General features: G+C 49.0%; 16 protein-coding genes and 1 tRNA gene. 11 read left to right on the top strand and 6 right to left on the bottom strand.

Annotated elements, in window-relative coordinates:
- The first annotated feature begins 242 nt into the window (after positions 1-242).
- The 3 genes from DWW13_RS15285 to DWW13_RS15295 all read left to right on the top strand — a co-directional run bounded on the left by DWW13_RS15285 (position 243) and on the right by DWW13_RS15295 (position 5,226).
- Entirely contained in the window at positions 243-905 is a 663-nt protein-coding gene (locus DWW13_RS15285) for an HAD family hydrolase (protein WP_117761591.1), read from the top strand.
- Between the two features lie 121 nt (positions 906-1,026).
- Positions 1,027-2,952, top strand: coding sequence for a DNA gyrase/topoisomerase IV subunit B (locus DWW13_RS15290; protein WP_117805360.1), 1,926 nt, complete (start codon positions 1,027-1,029; stop codon positions 2,950-2,952).
- An 18-nt stretch (positions 2,953-2,970) separates the two neighbouring features.
- Positions 2,971-5,226 (top strand): DNA gyrase/topoisomerase IV subunit A, encoded by a 2,256-nt coding sequence (locus DWW13_RS15295; protein ID WP_117761589.1) that lies wholly within the window; start codon positions 2,971-2,973, stop codon positions 5,224-5,226.
- A gap of 125 nt (positions 5,227-5,351) precedes the next feature.
- Here DWW13_RS15295 and DWW13_RS15300 read toward each other — a convergent pair whose 3' ends face one another.
- Entirely contained in the window at positions 5,352-6,752 is a 1,401-nt protein-coding gene (locus DWW13_RS15300) for a citrate/2-methylcitrate synthase (RefSeq protein WP_118720496.1), read from the bottom strand.
- A 311-nt stretch (positions 6,753-7,063) separates the two neighbouring features.
- On the opposite strand from DWW13_RS15300, the gene DWW13_RS15305 reads away from it, so the two are divergent.
- Positions 7,064-7,136: transfer RNA gene (locus DWW13_RS15305), tRNA-Thr, on the top strand.
- A gap of 192 nt (positions 7,137-7,328) precedes the next feature.
- On the opposite strand, the gene DWW13_RS15315 is transcribed toward DWW13_RS15305, so the two are convergent.
- Positions 7,329-7,976, bottom strand: coding sequence for an epoxyqueuosine reductase QueH (locus DWW13_RS15315; protein ID WP_117812835.1), 648 nt, complete (start codon positions 7,974-7,976; stop codon positions 7,329-7,331).
- 110 nt (positions 7,977-8,086) lie between these two features.
- Here DWW13_RS15315 and DWW13_RS15320 point away from each other — a divergent pair, with 110 nt between their 5' ends.
- The 7 genes from DWW13_RS15320 to asd all read left to right on the top strand — a co-directional run bounded on the left by DWW13_RS15320 (position 8,087) and on the right by asd (position 14,654).
- A complete protein-coding gene (locus DWW13_RS15320; protein ID WP_117510218.1) occupies positions 8,087-8,857 on the top strand; it encodes an ABC transporter ATP-binding protein in 771 nt (256 codons plus the stop codon).
- Positions 8,844-9,695 (top strand): ABC transporter permease, encoded by an 852-nt coding sequence (locus DWW13_RS15325; RefSeq protein ID WP_226906380.1) that lies wholly within the window; start codon positions 8,844-8,846, stop codon positions 9,693-9,695. The genes DWW13_RS15320 and DWW13_RS15325 overlap by 14 nt, the downstream gene beginning before the upstream one ends.
- 16 nt (positions 9,696-9,711) lie before the next feature.
- Positions 9,712-10,008, top strand: a complete 297-nt coding sequence (locus DWW13_RS15330) for a ribonuclease Z (RefSeq protein ID WP_118720498.1) — start codon at positions 9,712-9,714, stop codon at positions 10,006-10,008.
- Positions 10,005-10,943 carry a DNA/RNA non-specific endonuclease gene (locus tag DWW13_RS15335; RefSeq protein ID WP_118720500.1) on the top strand — a complete coding sequence of 313 codons (939 nt, stop codon included), beginning with the start codon at positions 10,005-10,007 and terminating at the stop codon, positions 10,941-10,943. The genes DWW13_RS15330 and DWW13_RS15335 overlap by 4 nt, the downstream gene beginning before the upstream one ends.
- Positions 10,944-11,014: 71 nt before the next feature.
- Positions 11,015-11,908: a recombinase family protein gene (locus tag DWW13_RS15340; protein WP_147398226.1), complete on the top strand. Its 894-nt coding sequence runs from the start codon at positions 11,015-11,017 to the stop codon at positions 11,906-11,908.
- A 193-nt stretch (positions 11,909-12,101) separates the two neighbouring features.
- Complete coding sequence (argH, locus tag DWW13_RS15345) at positions 12,102-13,481, top strand: argininosuccinate lyase (protein ID WP_118594579.1); 1,380 nt, start codon at positions 12,102-12,104, stop codon at positions 13,479-13,481.
- 87 nt (positions 13,482-13,568) lie between these two features.
- Entirely contained in the window at positions 13,569-14,654 is a 1,086-nt protein-coding gene (asd, locus tag DWW13_RS15350) for an aspartate-semialdehyde dehydrogenase (RefSeq protein ID WP_022463016.1), read from the top strand.
- Positions 14,655-14,720: 66 nt separating this feature from the next.
- On the opposite strand, the gene DWW13_RS20210 is transcribed toward asd, so the two are convergent.
- The 4 genes from DWW13_RS20210 to DWW13_RS15365 all read right to left on the bottom strand — a co-directional run bounded on the left by DWW13_RS20210 (position 14,721) and on the right by DWW13_RS15365 (position 17,499).
- A complete protein-coding gene (locus DWW13_RS20210) occupies positions 14,721-14,813 on the bottom strand; it encodes a DUF6783 domain-containing protein (protein WP_369123061.1) in 93 nt (30 codons plus the stop codon).
- 67 nt (positions 14,814-14,880) lie between these two features.
- On the bottom strand, positions 14,881-15,891 hold the full coding sequence (locus DWW13_RS15355) for a GGGtGRT protein (RefSeq protein WP_022463017.1): 1,011 nt from the start codon (positions 15,889-15,891) through the stop codon (positions 14,881-14,883).
- A gap of 25 nt (positions 15,892-15,916) precedes the next feature.
- Complete coding sequence (locus DWW13_RS15360; protein ID WP_022463018.1) at positions 15,917-16,609, bottom strand: iron-sulfur cluster assembly scaffold protein; 693 nt, start codon at positions 16,607-16,609, stop codon at positions 15,917-15,919.
- A gap of 224 nt (positions 16,610-16,833) precedes the next feature.
- Positions 16,834-17,499 (bottom strand): acyltransferase, encoded by a 666-nt coding sequence (locus DWW13_RS15365; RefSeq protein WP_118720502.1) that lies wholly within the window; start codon positions 17,497-17,499, stop codon positions 16,834-16,836.
- Positions 17,500-17,541: the final 42 nt, after the last annotated feature.

Raw genomic sequence — 17,541 nt, forward strand, 5'->3', positions numbered from 1 at the left:
GTGAGAGGGCGACGTCTTAGCCTCTTGACCAACGAACCGTACTCGCTTATAATACACGATGTCTGGAGAAAATGCAAGTGTTTTTTTGAAAAAAATTTAAAAAATTTCAAAAAGTAGCGAAATTCGCATTTTACTTGCATTTTTTACCAGTTATGGTATGATAAAACAAACAAATGTTCTAAAAAACAGAAATACGTTCTAAAAAGAAAGAAAAAAGATTAGAATAGAGAAGGAGAAGACAAATGAAACAGTACAAAGGAGCCATTTTTGATCTGGACGGAACACTGCTCGACTCGATGCGGGTCTGGGATGACATCGATGTTGCATTTTTAAAGAAGAGAGGACTTGAGGTTCCGCCGGATTATCAGGAGGCGATTACACCGCTCGGCTTTCTGGAGGCTGCCCGCTACACGATCAGACGGTTCGGCTTTCCGGAAACGCCGGAAGAGCTGATTCAGGAGTGGCATCAGATGGCGGTCGACGCCTATACGTATGAAGTGGAGTTAAAAGACGGGGCAGCAGAATATCTCCGCTATTTAAAAGAAAAAGGAATCCGCATGGCGGTTGCTACCTCATCGAGCCCGGAGCTGTATGAGCCGGCCTTAAAGAGAAATGGGATTTATGAGTATTTTAAAGCATTTGTCACCGTCTCGGAAGTAAAGCGCGGCAAGGGCTTTCCGGATATCTACGAGAAAGCGGCTGAAAAGCTGTCTCTTCCGCCGGAAACGTGTGTGGTATATGAAGATATCCTAGCGGGAATCCGCGGCGCCAAAATGGGCGGATTTGCGGCTGTGGGCGTGTATGACAGAAGCGGGGAAGGAAACCGCGCAAAGATGGAGCAGGAAGCAGACCGCTACGTGACTTCTTTTAAGGAGCTGATGAACGGAGGAGATTCTTTCTTCTAAAGAAAATCTTGCTATTCCGGGAAGAAAAATGATATAATAAAATACTGTGCCCCAAAAGGGGACAGACAGAAGTATTTTTAAGAGAAAAAGACAGTAACACATAAGTGAGGATAGAACAGTTATGCCAAAAAAAGAAACGTATGATGCCAGCAGTATTTCCGTGCTGGAAGGTCTCGAAGCAGTGCGTAAGCGCCCTGGTATGTATATCGGAAGTACCTCGCGGAAAGGCCTGAATCATCTGATTTATGAAATTGTAGACAATGCGGTGGACGAGCATCTTGCGGGCTACTGCGACACCATTCACGTAACACTTGAAGCAGACGGCTCGGCGACCGTGACCGACAACGGCCGCGGAATCCCGGTCGGCATGCATGAAAAAGGCGTTCCGGCGGAGCGTCTCGTTTTTACAACCCTGCACGCCGGCGGTAAATTCGACAACAATGCGTACAAGACAAGCGGCGGTCTGCACGGTGTCGGTTCTTCAGTTGTCAATGCGCTTTCCACCTATCTTGACGTACAGGTCAGCCTCGGCGGCTGGGTTTACCACGACCGCTACGAACGAGGTGTTGCCGTACAGGAACTCGATGAGGATGGGCTGCTGCCGAAGATCGGAAAAACGAAGAACAGCGGAACCCGCATCAACTTCCTGCCGGATCCGGAAATCTTTGAGAAAACACGTTTTTCCGCAACAGAGGTCAAAAGCCGTCTCCATGAGACTGCATATCTGAACCCGGCGCTTACCATTTATTTTTCCGATCTGCGCGATGGAAAAGAGGAGCACCTGACGTATCACGAGCCGGACGGCATTGTTGGTTTTGTGCGCGATCTGAATAAGAACAAAGAGGCAATCCACGATCCGATTTATTTCAAAGGGGAATCTGAGGGCATTACCGTAGAATGTGCGTTCCAGTATATCAACGAATTCCAGGAAAACGTGCTCGGCTTCTGTAATAATATTTACAACGCTGAGGGCGGTACCCATATTTCCGGTTTCAAATCGACCTTTACGACGATTATGAACAGCTATGCCAGAGAGATCGGTGTCTTAAAAGAAAAAGACAATAACTTTACGGGATCGGATATCCGAAACGGTATGACCGCTGTTATTTCGATCAAGCACCCGGATCCGCGGTTCGAGGGCCAGACAAAAACGAAGCTGGACAACCCGGATGCGGCAAAGGCCGCCGGAAAAGTAACAGGCGAGGAGATTCCGCTGTATTTCGACCGCAATCTCGAAGTGCTGAAAAATGTTCTTGCCTGCGCTGAGCGATCTGCCAAAATCCGCAGAAGCGAAGAAAAAGCCAAGACAAATATGCTGACCAAGCAGAAATATTCGTTTGATACGAACGGCAAACTGGCAAACTGCGAGAAAAAGGATCCGTCGCTGTGCGAGATCTTTATCGTCGAGGGAGATTCTGCGGGCGGTTCCGCAAAGACGGCGCGTGACCGTAATTTCCAGGCGATTCTGCCGATCCGCGGTAAGATTCTGAACGTAGAGAAGGCTTCTATTGATAAAGTTCTGGCAAATGCCGAGATCAAATCCATGATCAATGCATTCGGCTGCGGCTTTTCCGAGGGTTACGGCAACGACTTCGATATCACAAAGCTCCGTTACGATAAAATTATCATCATGGCAGATGCCGATGTCGACGGTGCGCATATTTCAACGCTGCTGCTGACACTGTTCTACCGTTTCATGCCGGAGCTGATCTACGAGGGACATGTCTATATCGCGATGCCGCCTCTTTACAAGGCAATGCCGTCCCGCGGAAAAGAAGAGTATCTGTACGACGACAAAGCACTGGAAAAATACAGAAAGACACACAAAGAAAAATTTACGCTGCAGCGCTACAAAGGTCTTGGCGAGATGGACCCGGAGCAGCTCTGGGAGACGACACTGAATCCGGAGACGAGACTTTTGAAGCGTGTGGAGATCGAGGATGCCCGTATGGCCTCCGATGTGACGGAAGTACTGATGGGAACCGAGGTTCCGCCGCGGAAAGCATTTATTTATGAGCATGCAACCGATGCAGAGCTGGATATTTAACAGGAAGGACAAAGGAAGATGAAAGAAAAATCAGAAGATCAGATTATACGGACCGAATATTCTGAGGTCATGCAGAAATCTTATATTGATTATGCGATGAGCGTCATCATTTCCCGAGCGCTTCCGGACGTGCGGGACGGTTTAAAGCCGGTACAGCGCCGTACTCTGTATGACATGTATGAGCTCGGCATCCAGTACGACAAGCCGTTCCGAAAGTGCGCGCGTATCGTCGGCGATACGATGGGTAAATACCATCCGCACGGCGACAGTTCCATTTACGATGCTCTTGTCGTAATGGCACAGGATTTCAAAAAAGGGCAGCCGCTTGTGGACGGTCACGGAAACTTCGGGTCGATTGAGGGTGACGGTGCCGCTGCAATGCGATACACCGAGGCGAGACTGCAGAAAATTACACAGGAGGTCTATTTAAAGGATCTCGACAAAGACGTTGTCGATTTCGTACCGAACTTCGACGAGACGGAAAAAGAGCCGTCTGTTCTGCCGGTGCGCGTGCCGAACCTTCTGTTGAATGGCGCAGACGGTATCGCTGTCGGTATGGCAACAAGCATTCCGCCGCACAACCTGTGTGAGATTGTGGATGCGGTCAAGGCCTACATGAAAAACAACGACATCACCGTCAAAGGTCTGATGAAATACATCAAAGGACCGGATTTCCCGACCGGCGGTATTGTCGTCAATCAGGATGACCTGCTGTCGATCTACGAAAAAGGTGTCGGAAAGATTAAAATCCGCGGAAAAGTGGAAGTGGAGAAAGGCAGAAACGGAAAGCAATATCTTGTGATCACCGAAATTCCGTACCCGATGATCGGTGCGAACATCGGAAAGTTCCTGAACGATGTGGCGGGGCTTGTGGAGAGCAAGAAAGCGCCGGAAATTGTCGACATTTCCAACCAGTCCTCGAAAGAAGGAACACGCATCGTGCTCGAATTGAAAAAAGGCGCGGATGTGGAGCGGATCACGAATCTGCTGTACAAGAAAACACGTCTGGAAGATACGTTCGGTGTCAACATGCTCGCCGTGGCAGATGGAAGACCGGAGACGTTAAGCCTTAAACAGGTGATCGAGCATCACGTTGATTTCCAGTTTGAAGTGGCAACCCGCAAATACCAGAACCTTCTCCGCAAAGAGATGGAGCGTCGCGAGGTGCAGGAAGGTCTGATCAAGGCATGCGATGTGATCGATCTGATCATTGAGATCCTGCGCGGAAGCAAGACACAGAAGCAGGTCAAAGAGTGTCTGATTATGGGTGTGACCGATGGTATCCGCTTCAAATCAAAGTCAAGTGAGCGTATGGCAGCACAGCTCTGCTTTACGGAACGCCAGGCAACGGCGATTCTGGAGATGCGTCTGCAGAAACTGATCGGACTGGAAGTGGAAGCACTCTTAAAAGATCATGAGGCGACTGTGGCGAAGATTACGAAGTACGAGGATATCTTAAATCATTACGACTCGATGTCGGAAGTTATTATGGAAGATCTGACGCAGATAAAAAAAGAGTACGGCCACAAGCGGAAAACGGCGATTGAAAATGCTGAGGCGATTGTTCTTGAGGAGCCGAAGGTCGAGGAGATGGATGTTGTCTTCCTGATGGACCGCTTCGGTTATGCGAAGACGATCGATACGTCTGCTTACGAGCGGAACAAAGAGGCTGTGCACAACGAGAACAAATATGTGTTCCAGTGCAAAAACACCGATAAGATCTGCGTCTTTACGGATCTTGGCATGATGCACAGCATCAAAGTAATGGACATCCCGTATGGAAGATTCCGTGACAAGGGAACGCCGATCGACAACCTTGGAAATTACAGCAGCCAGAAGGAGCAGATGATTTACGTCGATGCACTGGAAAATATCAAGAACAATAAGCTGCTGTTCGTCAGCGCGGCTGGTATGGTAAAACTTGTCGATGGATCCGAGTTTGATGTCGTAAAACGAACGATCGCGGCGACGAAGCTTTCATCCGAGGAGGACCGTCTGATTCTTGCCGAGGTCTGCCAGGAGCAGGAGTATGTGGTTCTGCAGACGAAAAACGGTGTCTTCCTGCGCTTCCTTACGAGTGAAGTGCCGGAGAAGAAAAAAGCAGCCGTTGGTGTGCGTGGTATCCGTATGGCAGAGGACGACGCGGTAGAGCATGCGTATCTGCTGGCAAGCCGGATGGATTACACGATCACGTATCACGACAAAGAGATTTCTCTGACAGCGAAGATTAAGCTGGCAAAACGAGATACCAAGGGAACAAAGATCCGGGTATAACGCAGAGTTTTGTTTATAACCATGAGAAGCACGCTCCGCGGGTTTTTCGAGAGATCACTTGGCAATAAAAGGACACCTGCCCGATACCAGAACGGTACGGGCAGATGTCCTTTTTGCATAATTTTTTAGTTATTTGAAAAACTGTGGGAAGTCTTTCTTGGGGTTCTTCTTTCAATGGCAACGTACGGACGATGATGACCGACATATTTATAAGCCGGACGGATGATCTTTCCTTCGTTGACAAGCTCTTCGATCCGGTGTGCGGACCAGCCGGAGATACGGGAGATAGCAAAGATCGGGGTGTAGAGCTCTTTTGGAAGGCCAAGCATTGTGTAGACGAAACCGCTGTAGAAATCAACATTTGCACAGACTGGTTTGAGCAGACGGCGCTTTTTGGCGATACACTCGCCGGCAATGCGTTCTACAGACTCATAGCGAGCAAATTCTTTCTCGCGGTGCTTCTCAGCGGAAAGCTTCTTTGCATATTCTTTCAGAATCACACAACGTGGATCGGACAGGGTATAAACAGCATGGCCCATACCATAGATAAGACCAGTTCCATCGAATGCTTCACGATCAAGTATTTTGGTCAGGTAGGTGCGCAGTTCGTTTTCGTCTTCCCAGTTTGTAACATTCTCTTCAATATTTTCAAACATCTCCATAACCTTCAAGTTGGCACCGCCGTGGCGCGGTCCTTTTAAGGAACTTAAAGAAGCCGCGACAGCAGAGTAGGTATCGGTTCCGGAGGAGGAGACAACGTGTGTCGTAAATGTTGAGTTATTTCCGCCGCCGTGGTCTGCGTGAAGAATTAACGCAACATCGAGAACCTTTGCCTCCAGAGCAGTGTAATCTCCATCCGGGTGAAGCATCTGCAGAATGTTTTCAGCGATCGACAGCTCCGGTTTCGGATTTCGGATGATCAGGTTCTGGTTTTCGTGGTAGTGGCGGTATGCATGGTAGCCGTAAACGGCGATCAGCGGCATTTTGGCGATCAGACTCAAAGCCTGGCGGAGGACGTTCGGAATGGAAATGTCATCCGGCTTTTCGTCGTAGGAATACAGGGTCAGCACACAGCGCTGCAGAGTATTCATCATGTTTTTGCTGGTTGCCTTCATGACAACGTCGCGGACAAAAGTGTCCGGCAGCTCGCGGTAGATACTTAAAATTTCGTTGAAATCATTTAACTGCGGTTCTGTCGGAAGAGAACCGAACAGAAGAAGATAGGTAATCTCTTCAAAACCGAAGCGTCGTCCTTCCATACCTTTGATCAGATCTGCGACGTTATAGCCCTGAAAATAGAGACGGCCATCGGTCGGAACTTTTTCGCCGGTGTGCTCATCAATATCGAAGCCGATAACATCGGAAATTTCGGTCAGGCCGGTGAGAACACCTTTACCAGTGGAATCACGCAGTCCCCGTTTTACATCGTACTCAGTGTATAAAGATAAATCAATCTTTCCGGAATCTTTCGTATACTCTACAAGCTGACTGAGCTTGTCTTCCAGATTATCGTATTGCATGGTCATGACAACAGCCCCTTTCTTCCTTTAGTTAAAAACTATACTTACTTTTTTGGCGGTTGTCAATGCTTTTCTTTCAAAACACATTAATTTTTATAAGGAAAAGGGATGGTTTTCCTTAATTTTTGAAAGTAAGGACAAAGTTTATGCATAAAATTTGCGCCAGGGAGGTGAAAACAACAGGGATGGAAACGGCGGGAAATCAGTGGGGCGGAACAAATTTTAGAAAAAGATTCATAAATTTCAAAAAAATGCTTGCAATTTCAAAAAAATACGGTATAATAATGATTGTGTCATTCAGGAAATGAATTTCACAGGCCGAAATAGCTCAGCCGGTAGAGCACTTCACTCGTAATGAAGGGGTCGTCAGTTCGAATCTGATTTTCGGCTTATTCTTTAGAAACCCGCAGGACGTAAGGTTCTGCGGGTTTTCTGGTATCATGAGAAATATGACAGAAATACGAACGCCCTTTGCAGGAAAAAGATCTGCTGCAAAGGGCGTTTGCTGTTACAAGTTTCAGGAAAATCAGTTCGTACAGCATATCCTGACGGAGCTTTTGGCCGGACACTTCAAAGAGCACATCAGCTGTTGCCATTTTCCTGTGCTGCCACCCGTGCGTCGCGTTCCCGGCGGGAAAAGACGCAGCCGCAGTAGTCCTGGCGGTAGAGGCCGTATTCGTGGGAAAGTTCGATGGAACGCTGGTAGCCGCCCCGTTTCTTGAAATCTGAATTGAGATATGGGATCCCGTATTCGGCGGCAAGCCGTTCTCCGATTTCATTCAGCTTTTCCGCGTTTTTCAGCGGGCTGATGGAGAGGGTTGTTGTAAAATAGTCGAGTTTGAGCTGCTTTGCCATTTCGGCCGCTTCGCGGAGCCGTATTTCATAGCAGACAAAACAGCGCTCGCCGCCCTCCGGCACATTTTCCATCCCGCGTGTCAGCTCATAGAACCGGTCAGAATCGTACGGGCCGGGGCAGAAGGAAATCGGATGCACGGCGGGAAGAGAATGGATCAGACGCTGTTGTTCCTCCACGCGGTGCTCGTACTCCGTCGGCGGATAGATGTTGGGATTATAGTAAAAGAGCGTAATGGAAAAATACTGCGACAGATATTCCAGCACGTAACTGCTGCACGGCGCACAGCAGCTGTGCAGCAGCAAGGTCGGAACTTCACCGTGAAGTCCTGCAATCTTCGCATCCAGCTCCTTCTGGTAATTTCTTTTATTGGCCATAATGTATCTTCAAACCTCCTGGTATCTTTCAATCCTTTCTATTATAGCCTCAGCGCGGCTGGGATGCAAGCTGCATATGATATCTTATAGATAGAGGAGGATGCAAAAAAATGGATGATCAAATCCTGTCATTAGAGCATATATCACTGTCCTATCACACCATGAAAGGAGAAACACCGGCGCTGTGCGATCTGACCTTTTCGGTAAAAACGGGGGAATTTGTTGCTCTTGTCGGACCGAGCGGCTGCGGAAAGAGCACGATCCTGAACTTGATTTCCGGTCTTTTAAAGCCGGAGGCGGGAACTCTGCTGAGCCGCGGACGGCCGATCACGGAGGCGGATCTCCATATCGGCTACATGCTGCAGAGAGACCACCTGTTTGAATGGCGGACCATCTACAGCAACGTTCTGCTGGGCCTTGAGATTTCGCGCACGCTGACACCCGAGCGGAAAGAAAAAGTCGGGGAGATGATGGAGACATACGGCCTGAAATCCTTTTCCAATGCCCGTCCGTCCGAACTTTCCGGCGGTATGCGGCAGAGGGCGGCACTGATCCGTACACTGGCGATGGAGCCGGATCTTCTGCTGCTTGACGAGCCGTTCTCCGCTCTCGACTACCAGACGAGGCTGAACGTCTGTGATGATATCGGAAAGATCATCAAAAAAGAGGGAAAGACAGCAATTCTCGTGACACACGATATTTCGGAGGCCATCAGCATGGCGGACCGTGTGATTGTTCTGGCGGCACGGCCGGCATATGTGAAAAAAAAGATTCCGATCCGGTTTGCGATGGAGGAGCGCACGCCGATGAAAGCGCGCAGTGCGCCGGAATTTAAAACGTATTTCAATGCCATCTGGAAGGAGCTGAATGAAAATGCGTGAGCAGGCAAAAACGCCGGAGAGCAGCTTTCAGAGGGCGTATCTCCGGCAGAAAAAAAGAGAACGGGAGCAGGTGCGGGTGTTTCGGGCTTTGCTTCTCGTCAGTTTTCTGGTATTATGGGAGGTGGCGGCGGATCTGAGATGGATCGATCCGTTTATCTTTTCCAGCCCTGTGCGGGTGGGAAAAACGTTCGTGACCCTGCTGACGGAGCAGAACCTTCTGCGCCATATCGGGATCACGGTGTATGAGACGGGAATCAGCTTTCTGCTCGTCTCGGCACTTGGCATGGCGTTCGCTGTGCTTTTGTGGCTCTTTCCGCGCTTTTCTGCGGTGATGGAGCCGTACCTGGTAGTCCTGAACAGCCTGCCGAAATCGGCGCTCGCCCCGCTTCTCATTGTGTGGATGGGGGCAAACGTGAAAACGATCATCACGGCCGGCATTTCCGTTGCGATATTCGGCTCGGTGATCAGCATTTACAGCAGCTTTCAGGGTGTGGAGCCGGATATGCTCCGCCTGATTGCAACACTCGGCGGAACGAAGAAGGATATGCTGTTCCGCGTCGTGCTGCCGTGGTCGTTTCCGGGGCTGCTCGCCGTGTGGAAGGTCAACATCGGCCTGTGCCTCGTCGGTGTTGTAATCGGAGAGTTTATCGGGGCAAGAGAGGGGCTTGGCTATCTGATTATCTACGGCAGTCAGGTGTTCAGATATGCACACGCAAGAGAAGGGAGGATGACAGATGATTGGAATCGTATGTCTGGAAGAACGAAGAGGAATGCAGTTTGGCGGACGACGCGTTTCGCGGGACCGCGTGGTAACGGAAAAAATCTGCGAACTGTGTGAGGGGAAAACGCTCTGGATGAATCCGGCTTCGGAAAAGCTGTTCGCGGAGCAGAAGGAGAGTGGGAAGGTAACACTTCAGGCGGCGGCAGATTTTCTGGAGCAGGCAGGCGAAGGAGAATACTGCTTTGTGGAGAATACGGGACTGCAGGCTGTGGAAGCGAAGATAGAGAAAATCATCGTTTTCTGGTGGAACCGGCATTATCCGTCTGACCGGAAATTCGACCTGGATCTTTCCAAATGGAATAAAGTGTCCGAGGGGGAGTTTGCAGGCTATTCCCATGAGAAAATAACGAAAGAGGTATATGAGAAATGAAAAAACTAAGAAAACAGCTTCTGCTGCTGGCGGCGCTTCTTGCTCTGACACTGACCGGCTGTGAGGCGCAGGATCTTCTCTCGACGGAGAGAGCAGATTCCGGTTCGGAGGTTACGGCCGCTTATACGATGACAGAATCCCTGATTACCGATCAGGCACCGACGGCCGTTTCAGTTCTTGATGTTCCGGAGTTTTCCGGTGAACCGTATGTCGTTTTAAACGGAAATGAGCCGGATTTTACCGATGAGGAAAAGACGACCGAGTCGTACGAGCATTACAGCGATCTGGACAGCCTGGGACGGTGCGGCGTGGCAGAGGCGAATATCGGCCAGGATCTGATGCCGACGGAGAAGCGCGGCGCGATCGGCCAGGTAAAGCCGACGGGCTGGCATACGGTAAAATACGATCAGGTGGAAGGTAAATATCTGTACAACCGCTGCCATCTGATCGGATACCAGCTGACCGGTGAGAATGCAAACGAGAAGAATCTGATCACTGGAACACGTTATCTGAATGTCGAGGGCATGCTGCCGTTTGAAAACATGGTTGCCGACTACGTCAAAGAGACCGGAAACCATGTGCTGTACCGCGTTACACCAATTTTTATCGGGGACAACCTTGTAGCGGACGGTGTGGAGATGGAGGCACTTTCCATGGAAGATGACGGCGAGGGCATTTCCTTCCATATCTTCGCATACAACAATCAGCCGGGCATCTCAATTAATTATGCAACGGGAGACAGCACGTTAAGCGAAAGCAGCGGAACGATGACGGATCAGCAGGAATATGTCATGAACACATCCAGCATGAAATTCCACCTGCCGTCATGCTCCAGCGTCAGCTCGATTAAGGATGAAAACAAGGCGACATATCAGGGACCGCGCGAGGACCTGATCGCCGAAGGCTATGAGCCGTGCGGACGGTGCAATCCGTAAAAGAAATTACAAAAAGAGGGTCGGAACTTTCCGGTCCTTTTTTCTATATAGTAAAGAGAAGCATCTGGAAAGTGAGACAGGAGATGGAAGAGGAGAAGCTGCGTGCGGTTTATTATGCAAGGTGCAGCACCGAGGAGGAAAATCAGAAGGATGCGCTGGTAAGGCAGGCGGCGGAGGCGGAAGAGGCAATCCGGGCAAGAGGATGGAGGCTTGTGGATGCCTACGTGGAGAGCCGCTCCGGTACGAGCCGGAAGGGCAGATGGGAATATAACCGCCTGTACGAGGATCTCGAGCAGAACAGGTTTGATGTCGTCGTAATCAAGTCGCAGGACCGCCTGATGCGGAACACGCGGGACTGGTATCTGTTCGCAGACCGCTTAAACTGCGCCGGAAAGCGGCTGTATTTTTATCTGGAGAACACATTCTATTCGCCGGAAGACGCGCTTCTGACCGGCATTAAGGCGATTCTGGCGGAGGAGTACAGCCGGGAGCTGAGCAAGAAGATGAATCTGGCGCACCAGAAACGGCAGCAGAATAATGGAAAGCCGGTGCTGACCTCAAAAAGTTATGGTTACCGGCGGACGGCAGACGGAGCGATTGAGATCATCCCGGAGGAGGCCGCAGTGAAGCGCCGTATGTACGAACTCTGTGCAGACGGTCTCGGCGGACGGAAAATTGCGGCGGTTCTGGCAGCGGAGGGCGTCCGCAGCCGCGCCGGAAAACCATTCTCTGGAACAGACATTATCCGCATGGTGCGGAATCCCATGAATAAAGGCACCGTAGTCATGAACAGGAAGCATTACGATTTTAACACCGGAAAAACGCTCCCTACACCGCCGGGCGGGCAGTACGTCTATGCGGGGAAAATTCCTGCTATCGTCTCTGAAGAGCTCTGGATAGCGGCAAATCGGGCGGCTGACGAGCGTCTCTGCCGCAAAAAGGTGGGCAAATCTGTTCAGACTTGACTGGGTAATCCTGTCCATCCTGATTCTCTGCCTCGTTGCGGCAGGATTGTACGGCATCTTGGGCTGGCTGGAAAAAAACTACACAAAACGCCGAAATTCGGGAAAGTAGGTGATTTGACTTGCAAAGGAAGGTTGGATGCTTGTATAATAATGCATGATAATTTAAAAAACTTACAGGAAAAGAGGAATGAAAATGGCACAGTTATGGGGCGGACGGTTCACAAAAGAGACCGACAAGTTAGTGTATAATTTTAATGCATCCATCAGCTTTGATCAGAAATTCTATAAACAGGACATCAAAGGCAGCATGGCACATGTAAAGATGCTGGCAAAACAGGGCATCCTGACAGAAGAGGAGAGAGACCAGATTCTTGCAGGACTGGAGGGGATTCTTGCCGATGTGGAGAGCGGAAAACTGGAAATCACCAGCGAATATGAGGATATCCACAGCTTCGTGGAGGCAAACCTGATCGACCGCATCGGAGACGCCGGAAAGAAGCTGCACACCGGAAGAAGCCGCAATGACCAGGTAGCCCTCGATATGAAACTTTATGTCCGCGATGAGATCACCGAGATTGATGCACTCGTCAAAGAGGTGCTGGTAACACTTGAAAAAATCATGGAAGAGAACATTCACACCTATATGCCGGGATTCACCCATCTGCAGAAAGCACAGCCGATCACACTGGCACATCACATGGGCGCATATTTTGAAATGTTCCGCCGCGACAGAGGCCGCCTTGCAGACATCTACAAGAGAATGAATTACTGTCCGCTCGGTTCCGGTGCGCTGGCTGGAACGACGTATCCGTTGGACCGCGCTTACACAGCAGAGCTGCTCGGCTTTGACGGCCCGACCTTAAACAGCATGGATTCCGTATCCGACCGTGACTATGTCATTGAGCTCCTCAGTGCTCTTTCTACGATTATGATGCATCTTTCCCGCTTCTCCGAGGAGATTATCATCTGGAATACCAATGAGTACCAGTTTGTGGACATCGACGACGCATACAGCACCGGAAGCAGTATCATGCCGCAGAAAAAGAATCCGGATATCGCAGAGCTTGTTCGAGGAAAAACAGGCCGCGTTTACGCAGCTCTGATGTCAATGCTCACCACTATGAAGGGAATCCCGCTGGCGTACAACAAAGATATGCAGGAGGATAAAGAGCTGACCTTCGATGCCATCGACACCGTAAAAGGATGCCTGGCTCTGTTCAATGGCATGCTTTCTACCATGTACTTCAAAAAAGACCGCATGGAGAACAGTGCAAAGAACGGTTTCACGAATGCAACGGACGCAGCTGATTACCTTGTTGGAAAAGGCGTTCCGTTCCGCGATGCACATGGCATTGTCGGCCGTCTCGTTCTGTACTGCATTGACAAAGGAATCTCCCTTGATGATATGAAACTCGAAGAGTACAAAGCGATCAGCCCGGTCTTCGAGGATGATATTTATGATGCCATCAGCATGAAGAACTGCGTAGAACGACGCAACACGATCGGTGCGCCGGGAGCAGATGCGATGCAGGCTGTCATCGAGCAGAATAAAAAATATTTACAGGAAAATTGAAAAAACAGTTGCAATTTTGAAAAAATTGGTATAGTATGACATGAGACGCACAAATGTACGCCACAGAAGAACAAGGAGATGAAACCAATGGAGCAGAAATTGAGAGTAGGAATTTTAGGAGCAACCGGTATGGTAGGACAGAGATTTATTTCTCTGCTGGAGAACCATCCGTGGTTTGAAGTTGTGACCCTGGCAGCAAGTCCGAGAAGTGCCGGAAAAACATATGAGGAAGCAGTCGGCGGACGCTGGAAAATGGATACTCCAATGCCGGAAGCAGTGAAAAAGCTCGTTGTGATGAATGTAAATGATGTAGAGCATGTGGCATCTACCGTAGATTTTGTATTTTCCGCTGTTGATATGTCGAAAGATGAGATCAAAGCGATTGAAGAAGCATATGCAAAGACCGAGACACCGGTTGTTTCCAACAACAGCGCACACCGCTGGACACCGGATGTTCCGATGGTAGTTCCGGAAATCAACCCGGAGCACTTCGATGTTATCGAGTTTCAGAAAAAACGTCTGGGAACCAAGAGAGGCTTTATCGCTGTAAAACCGAACTGTTCAATCCAGAGCTATGCACCGGTATTAACGGCATGGAAAGAGTTCGAGCCATATGAAGTGGTTGCAACCACATACCAGGCAATTTCCGGAGCAGGAAAAACCTTCAAAGACTGGCCGGAGATGGAAGGCAACATCATCCCGTTCATCGGCGGAGAAGAAGAGAAGAGCGAGCAGGAGCCGCTTCGTATCTGGGGTAAAATTGAAAACGGCGTGATCGTAAAAGCAACTGAGCCGAAGATCACCTGTCAGTGTATCCGTGTTCCGGTATTAAACGGACACACCGCAGCTGTTTTCGTAAAATTCCGCAAGAAACCGACGAAAGAGCAGCTGATCGAAAAACTGGAGAACTTCAAAGGCCTTCCGCAGGAGCTGAATCTGCCAAGCGCACCGAAACAGTTCATCCGTTACATGACAGAAGATAACCGTCCGCAGGTAACACTGGATGTCAACTACGAGAACGGTATGGGAATCAACGTAGGCCGTTTAAGAGAGGATTCCATCTACGACTGGAAATTCGTAGGTCTGTCCCACAACACGGTCCGCGGCGCAGCAGGCGGAGCAGTACTTTGTGCAGAGACACTGGTTGCAAAGAAGTTTATCGCTGCAAAATAATGCTTAGAATGATATAAAAAACGCCTCTGAAACGTTTTGGGTTCAGAGGCGTTTTTTGTGCATGGATCAAAAGAATATAGCATGTGTTTGAAACATCGTTCCTGCAATCTGCACGCCCAACTTTGCAGGATATCGAAAGCAGCAAAAAAGAAGCGCCATACGGGAAAATTCCCGCGGCGCTTCTTTTTTGCTCAAATAATTTTATTTACGCAAGGTTTGGCTAATCTTAGAATTTGCCAGCTTTTGCTGCCTCTTCAACAGCAACAGCTACAGCAACAGTCATACCAACCATTGGGTTGTTTCCTGCGCCGATCAGACCCATCATTTCTACGTGAGCCGGTACAGAAGAAGAACCTGCAAACTGAGCGTCAGAATGCATACGTCCCATAGTATCGGTCATACCGTAGGAAGCAGGACCTGCTGCCATGTTGTCCGGGTGAAGAGTACGTCCTGTACCACCGCCGGAAGCAACGGAGAAGTATTTTTTACCAGCTTCGATACGCTCTTTTTTGTAGGTACCTGCAACTGGATGCTGGAAACGAGTCGGGTTGGTGGAGTTTCCGGTGATGGAAACGTCAACGTTCTCTTTCCACATGATAGCAACGCCTTCGCGAACGTCGTTAGCGCCGTAGCAGTTAACTTTCGCACGCGGTCCATCGGAGTATGCTTTTCTGAATACTTCTTTCAGTTCTCCGGTGTAGTAGTCATACTCAGTCTCTACATAAGTAAAGCCGTTGATACGAGCGATGATCTGAGCAGCGTCTTTTCCAAGACCGTTCAGGATAACACGCAGAGGTTTCTGACGTACTTTGTTTGCTTTTTCAGCGATACCGATAGCACCCTCAGCAGCTGCGAAGGACTCATGTCCAGCCAGGAATGCGAAGCACTCGGTGTCCTCTTCCAGAAGCATTTTACCAAGGTTACCATGGCCAAGACCAACTTTACGCTGATCTGCTACAGAACCCGGGATACAGAAGGACTGAAGTCCCTCACCGATTGCTGCAGCAGCTTCAGAAGCTTTGCGGCATCCTTTTTTGATTGCGATTGCTGCGCCTACAGTGTAAGCCCATTTTGCATTCTCGAAGCAGATTGGCTGAATGCCTTCGATCATTTTGTATACATCAAGGCCAGCAGCTTTTGTAACTTCTGCAGCTTCTTCGATGGAGTTGATTCCGTACTCAGCAAGCTTAGCCAGAATCTGTTTCTCTCTTCTTTCATATGATTCAAATAAAGCCATTTTCCTATCCTCCTAAATTATCTGATTACTCTTTTCTCGGGTCAACGATCTTAACAGCATCAGCAACACGTCCGTACTGTCCGCTTGCTTTTTCGAAAGCTGTGTTTGCATCATCGCCGGCTTTGATGAAGTCCATCATCTTTCCGAAGTTGATGAATTTGTAACCGATAATCTCATCATCTGCATCCAGAGCGATACCTGTTACATAACCGTCGGTCATCTCCAGGTAACGAGGTCCTTTTGCAAGAGTTCCGTACATGGTACCAACCTGGGAACGAAGTCCTTTACCAAGGTCTTCCAGGCCTGCGCCTACAACCAGTCCGTCCTCGGAGAATGCACTCTGGCTTCTTCCGTAAACGATCTGCAGGAAGAGCTCTCTCATAGCAGTATTGATAGCATCACACACAAGGTCAGTATTCAGTGCCTCAAGGATGGTAAGTCCTGGCAGAATCTCAGATGCCATAGCTGCAGAATGAGTCATTCCTGAACATCCGATGGTCTCAACGAGAGCTTCCTGGATAACGCCCTCTTTTACGTTCAGAGTCAGCTTGCAGGTACCCTGCTGCGGTGCGCACCAGCCAATACCGTGAGTGAATCCGGAAATGTCTTTGATTTCTTTTGCTTTTACCCATTTTGCTTCCTCCGGAATCGGAGCTGCACCGTGATGCACGCCCTGGGCAACCGGACACATCATTTCTACTTCGTGTGAATAAGTCATTGTTAAACTCCTTTCAAATATGTACTTATTTGAGCTTTTGTCTTTCGAACGGACTGTTTCCAGCCTGTTCACAGACCTATGGTTATTGTCTCACAAAATTGGTCATTCGTCCAGCATATTTTGATAAAAAATTGCAAAGACCACCGGAAAACGATAAAATTTCCGGCGGTCTTTTAAATCAATCGGTTTGGTTTTCTCTCGATAAAAGAGAATTTTTTTAATTATCAGATTTTTTTGACAATTTCTTTCGCATTCTTAAAAATATGACCTGACGGGATCACACCGCGAACACAGGAGAGTGGATAAATGTTGGAATTTCTTCCGACAACCGTTCCCGGGTTCAATACGCTGTTACAGCCGACCTCAACTTCATCGCCGAGCATCGCACCGAATTTTTTCAGTCCGGTTTCGATCTGTTCATCTGCGCCTTTGACAACAACGAGCTTCTTATCGGATTTTACATTGGAAGTAATGGAACCGGCACCCATATGGGCTTTGTATCCAAGAACAGAGTCGCCGACATAGTTGTAATGCGGAACCTGTACTTTATTAAAGAGAATGACATTTTTCAGTTCGGTGGAGTTTCCAACGACAGCGCCTTCGCCGACGATGGCGTTTCCGCGGATAAAGGCACACTGACGGATCTCAGCGCCTTTTCCAATGATGCATGGGCCGTTAATGGAAGCGGTCGGTGCGATCACGGCATCTTTTGCGATCCAGACATTTTCGCCGCGGTTTTCGTATTCTGCCGGATCGAGTGTTTCGCCGAGTTCAAGAATAAAATCTTTAATGAGCGGAAGCACTTCCCATGGATACGTTTTGCCTTCAAAGATTTTTGCGGCAATGGTCTGGGTTAAATCATAAAGTTCAGAAATGGTTGCATCTTTCATGCGTGATTCATCCTTTCTTGTTTTAGTTCCTGTTTATCTTAC

The sequence above is a fragment of the Blautia sp. AF14-40 genome (assembly GCF_003479665.1).
GTDB classification, from domain to species: domain Bacteria; phylum Bacillota; class Clostridia; order Lachnospirales; family Lachnospiraceae; genus Fusicatenibacter; species Fusicatenibacter saccharivorans.